Source organism: Streptomyces sp. NPDC057543 (assembly GCF_042801895.1).
Lineage (GTDB): Bacteria > Actinomycetota > Actinomycetes > Streptomycetales > Streptomycetaceae > Streptomyces.
In genome coordinates this window covers 1-4,347 of sequence record NZ_JBHVFF010000456.1, presented here as the reverse complement: position 1 = coordinate 4,347, position 4,347 = coordinate 1, and the positions used below count along the sequence as shown (strand labels likewise).

Genomic DNA, 4,347 nt, shown 5'->3' with positions numbered 1-4,347 from the left:
CTACAACGCCGAGGACCGCGATCACGCCGAGAAGGCGCTGAAGGACTTCGGGCGCGCCTACGGTGCAAAGTGGCCCAAGGCCGTCAAGAAGATCACCGACAACGTCGATGAACACCTGTCGTTCTACGACTTCCCGGCCGAGCACTGGGTCCACCTGCGCACGACGAATCCGATCGAGTCGACCTTCAGCACGGTAAAGCTGCGGACCAAGGTCACCCGCGGCGCCGGCAGCCCGGCCGCGGCCCTGGCGATGGTGTTCAAGCTCGCCGAGTCCGCCCAGGCCCGCTGGCGAGCGATCACCGCACCCCACCTCGTCGCCCTCGTCCGCAACGGCGCCCGCTTCGAACGCGGCGTCCTGATCGAACGTGAGCACGAGGCTGCGGCATGAGTGAGCGCAAGGAACGCCCGCTGCTGTTCCTGGACGTCGACGGACCTCTCCTGCCGTTCGGCGACGGCCCGCAGCGCGAACCGTCAAGCACCGCGACAGATTCGCACCTGCCGCGGCTCGACGCGCGCATCGGGCCTCGCATCGCGGCACTGCCGTGCGAGCTGATTTAGGCCACCACCTGGGAGGAGGAGGCGAACACCGACATAGCACCGCGGCTCGGCCTGCCGCCCCTGCCAGTCGTGACCTGGCCGGAAACCTCCGACGCGCATGAACGCGAGAACAAGTGGTACGGACTCCACTGGAAGACCCGAACCCTGGCGGCATGGGCGGACGGACGCCCGTTCGTCTGGGTCGACGACGAGATCACCGACGCCGATCGAGACCGGGTGTCCACCCACCACCCGACCCCGGCCCTCCTCCACCGCATCGCGTCGTCCCGCGGCCTCACCAATGAAGACTTCGCAGTCCTCGATCAATGGCTCCGGGCCACTTGAGGCTCCGCGGTGATCCACAGGAATTGACAATTGCTCCGAGATCAGCCCACAACGCCGCACGACTACAAGGAAGCGCCTTGGACGACGATCTCATCTTGCAAGGACCGCTCGGGGAGATGACCGCAGCCGAAGCCGCCCCGGCAGGGTTGAACCCGGCAGACCTCCATGCGGGAACGGTCAGCTGGTGGTCCGCAGCCGTCTCCCCCGCGGTCTCGATCGTCTCCTGGCCCAGTGCCCCGCTGACGGTCCGGATGTCACACGTACATGACGACGCGTCCGACGGGTCCCGCCTCGTCGATGCCCTTCGCCGTCACCTCGACGGCTCTGCTCCGCTCGCGACCCATCACGATGTGACGAACGGACGGATGTATAGCGCAGCAGTGCATTCCACCCGTCGTGCGGAGAACGCCGGTACGGGCACCTCCGCGCTTCTCCTGACCGGTTCTCCGTTCACGGCTGGCCCCGGCAGTTCCCGGAGAAGTCCTCTCCTGGAAAGGCATACGCGCATGGCATGGGACGGTCGGCACATCATCCCCACGCGGGGTCTCGGAGGGCATCTGATTTAGGTAGATCGCCTCGTATGCCCTAGTAGGTACCTCGCCAGGTAGGTGTGGTCTCGTCCGTTATGCGCTTGGTGAGGTTGTCGATTGACGCGATGAGGATCACGGCTTCGGAGCTGGCGGGGAGGGTCTCGTAGTCGCGGGCCAGACGCCGGCGAAGCGTGATCCATCCCAGGCTTCGCTCGACGACCCAGCGCCTTTTAACGACGTGAAAGCCGCGGATTTCGGGCTTCCTTTTGACGACTTCGACGTCGATTCCGAGGTTGGCGCCGTGTTCGATCACGGCGTTCTTGAAGCCGGTGTCGACCCAGCTTTTGGTGTCTCGAGGACCGGCTGCAGGAACTGCTGACCGGCACCAGGCCGTTCGCCATGACCGGTTTCAACGAAGCCCTCCTCACCGGGGTTCTCTGCGTGATGCAGCCTGACCGGTTCCTGTCGATCCTCAAGTACACGACGGAGGCGGGCGGCCAGCGCGAAATCGCCCGGATGGTCTACGGACTGGATCTGCCAGCACCCGAGTCGATCAACTGGACACTCGTTCGGCTCATCCTCTGGAGCAACGACATCCTGCACGCCCTGGTCGGCGAAGGCTTCGCCAACCAGCAGCACGCCGCCGCGTTCTTGTGGTGGGCCAAGGACCAACCCTGAAGGTTTCGGGCCGACCAGTTCGAACACCTGGAAGCAGACCGCCACCGTCCCCGGCGGTCGGCCGCAGGCCCTGACCGCCCTTGCCGCGGACCATGTCCTGGCCGCTGCCCAGGACGGCGTCCATGAAGCCCGCGACGGCGGACAGACCTTCACCGAGCGCCTGCCGATATCGCCGGCGACGGGTGTGCCGGGAGGACGGCTTCCTACCGGCGCCCTGCGCCGCCTGCCGGGATCAGTCCCGGTAGGCCACCAGACCTCGGTGAGTTCCGCATGCGCCTCTCCGCCACACTCCACCTCAGAGCTCAGCTCCTCGCGACCTGACTCTGTCACGGACGGCGAGTGGCTGGACATCGAAGTGGGCGAGCGGCGAGGACTTCGCCGCGTCCCAGGCCAAGGGGCTGAACCTGCCCGGGATCGCGGCGTTCTTCGGGACCATCGACACCGTACTGGCCCTTCGGCGCCCTGGGGTCGGGCGCCGCCGACGCAGGGCCTACACCCCTTCCTGGACGTCCTGGTCGACCGGGAACTCCTCGAACTGCGTGGTGGGTACGTCGCTCGCCACGACCCCGTCCGCCGCGAGGGTCACGGGGGGCAGGGACTCGGCCTCCGGCACGACAAGCTCGCTTTCCAGCCCCGCCTTGCCCTTCAGCCCGCGGAAGTTCTCCTCCACCACACCGCCGAGCGCGGCACACCAGGTGCTCAGGTCCACCCGCCCGGTGACCCGGAGCCCGTGCAGGGCCTGCAGCTTGGCGACCGCGACCCACGTCACCCGGTCGAAGGTGCCGGTCGCCTTCACGGCGTACAGCTTGGTCGCCAGAATCGACTGGACGCCGAGCACCGCAGACCCGGTGGCACCCATGCCGATCTCCGGGGCCAGCGCCTCCCAGGTCGGCCCGGTCATCGTGCCGTCCGAGGCGGTGGGGAAGCCGTGCGCCGTCTGGAAGGCGCGCACGGCTGCCAGCGTGGCCGGGCCGAAGGCCCCGTCCGCAACGAGGTTGAAGCCCTGGGTGTTCAGCAGGTGCTGCAGCGTACGGACCGTGGCGCCCGCGCAGGAGGTGAACGTGTCGGGCCAGGTGCGGGCCGGGATGCTGCTCGGGTCCTGGCCGAGGCGCTTGGCGACGTGCAGGCGCAGCAGCGGGAAGGTGGAGTAGAACTTCGCACCGGGGCACTGGGTGTTGTTCCAGTCCCAGTGGCCGGTGATGTTCTGGGCGCCGAAGCCATACTGGGTGCAGATGGTGGTGGAGAGCTGAACCAGCGACCACCACAGCTTGCCGGTGGGCAGCTCGTCGATGTAGGTGCCTTCGTTCTCGATACCGATCGACTGGGTGTTCTGGCCGACGGCGTGCGCGCTGACGATCTGGTATCCGCCGTCCTCGAGCGCGTCCAGGCTGCCATGCCGACCTTCCAGCACATGGCCGCCGCGGCTGATGCTGAAGTGATTTCCGGTGTCCGACCAGCCGTTCTTGTCCATGTGTATGTACTGGACCCGCTCGGCGCAGGCGATGGCCGCCTCCATGGAGAAGTCCATGGTGTTCGGGAACGCCATGTGGTGCACCACGATCCGCCGGGTGGAGCCCGTACGGGTCGACAGCTCCCCGGCGGGCGGCCGGGCACCCCACTCGTCGCAGCTCATGATGTACGCGGTGTCCGACAGGTCGGCCGGAGCGGCGGCCGAGGCACCGCTCGCACCGGCCAACTGGCCGGCCCCGAGACCGGCGACGGCTGCTGCGCCGGCGCCGGCCCGCAGGGCATTGCGCCGGGATATGTACACGGGCTCGAAGGACATGAGGCGTTCCTCTCCAGGGCTGTCCGGGGTCTCTCGCCGCTACGCCACGCTGCTCCGTGTACGCCAGCAGGCAGCCTTCCTTCTAACCCGTTGACTGCCCCAATGTCCAGGGTTTTCACGATCGTTGAATATCTACAACAGTCCTGACACCGCAGTTCGGTCTCGTCCAAGGAAGACGTACGGGACCGGGCTGCTCAGGTGCCCGCCACGAACCAGATTGGGGGCCCGGCGACGGCTTTCGCCATGGTCTACCAAGATCCGGGCCATTCCCGGACCAACTTCCCCATGCGCTCCGTCAACGGAGCCATACTCCCTGGTCAAGCAAGGCGCGGACGTGGTACCACCAGCAGACGAAGAACCTGCTGGTGAGCTACTCTGAACCGCCCCGGGTTCGGTAGAGATCTCAGATTGTGGTTGTGACCTGGGGTTTCGTGGATTCCATGTAGTAATTGGCTTCGTACTCGACGGGCG

General features: G+C 66.8%; 3 protein-coding genes and 2 pseudogenes. 3 read left to right on the top strand and 2 right to left on the bottom strand.

Features of this window, described 5'->3' with window-relative positions; translation table 11 throughout:
- Together ACFU8Q_RS39580 and ACFU8Q_RS39575 are read left to right on the top strand one after the other, a co-directional pair.
- Positions 1-388 (top strand): transposase (locus tag ACFU8Q_RS39580; protein WP_384464504.1); only part of this gene is annotated, 388 nt, incomplete at its 5' end.
- A pseudogene (locus tag ACFU8Q_RS39575) lies at positions 385-882 on the top strand (HAD domain-containing protein). The gene ACFU8Q_RS39580 and the pseudogene ACFU8Q_RS39575, both read left to right, overlap by 4 nt.
- 585 nt (positions 883-1,467) lie before the next feature.
- On the opposite strand, the pseudogene ACFU8Q_RS39570 reads toward ACFU8Q_RS39575, so the two are convergent.
- Positions 1,468-1,770 (bottom strand): annotated as a pseudogene (locus tag ACFU8Q_RS39570) (transposase); the annotation flags it as partial.
- 41 nt (positions 1,771-1,811) lie between these two features.
- Here ACFU8Q_RS39570 and ACFU8Q_RS39565 point away from each other — a divergent pair.
- Positions 1,812-2,090, top strand: a complete 279-nt coding sequence (locus ACFU8Q_RS39565; protein WP_384464501.1) for a hypothetical protein — start codon at positions 1,812-1,814, stop codon at positions 2,088-2,090.
- A 490-nt stretch (positions 2,091-2,580) separates the two neighbouring features.
- Here ACFU8Q_RS39565 and ACFU8Q_RS39560 read toward each other — a convergent pair whose 3' ends face one another.
- Positions 2,581-3,876, bottom strand: coding sequence for an N-acetylmuramoyl-L-alanine amidase (locus ACFU8Q_RS39560; protein ID WP_384464498.1), 1,296 nt, complete (start codon positions 3,874-3,876; stop codon positions 2,581-2,583).
- Between the last annotated feature and the right edge of the window lie 471 nt (positions 3,877-4,347).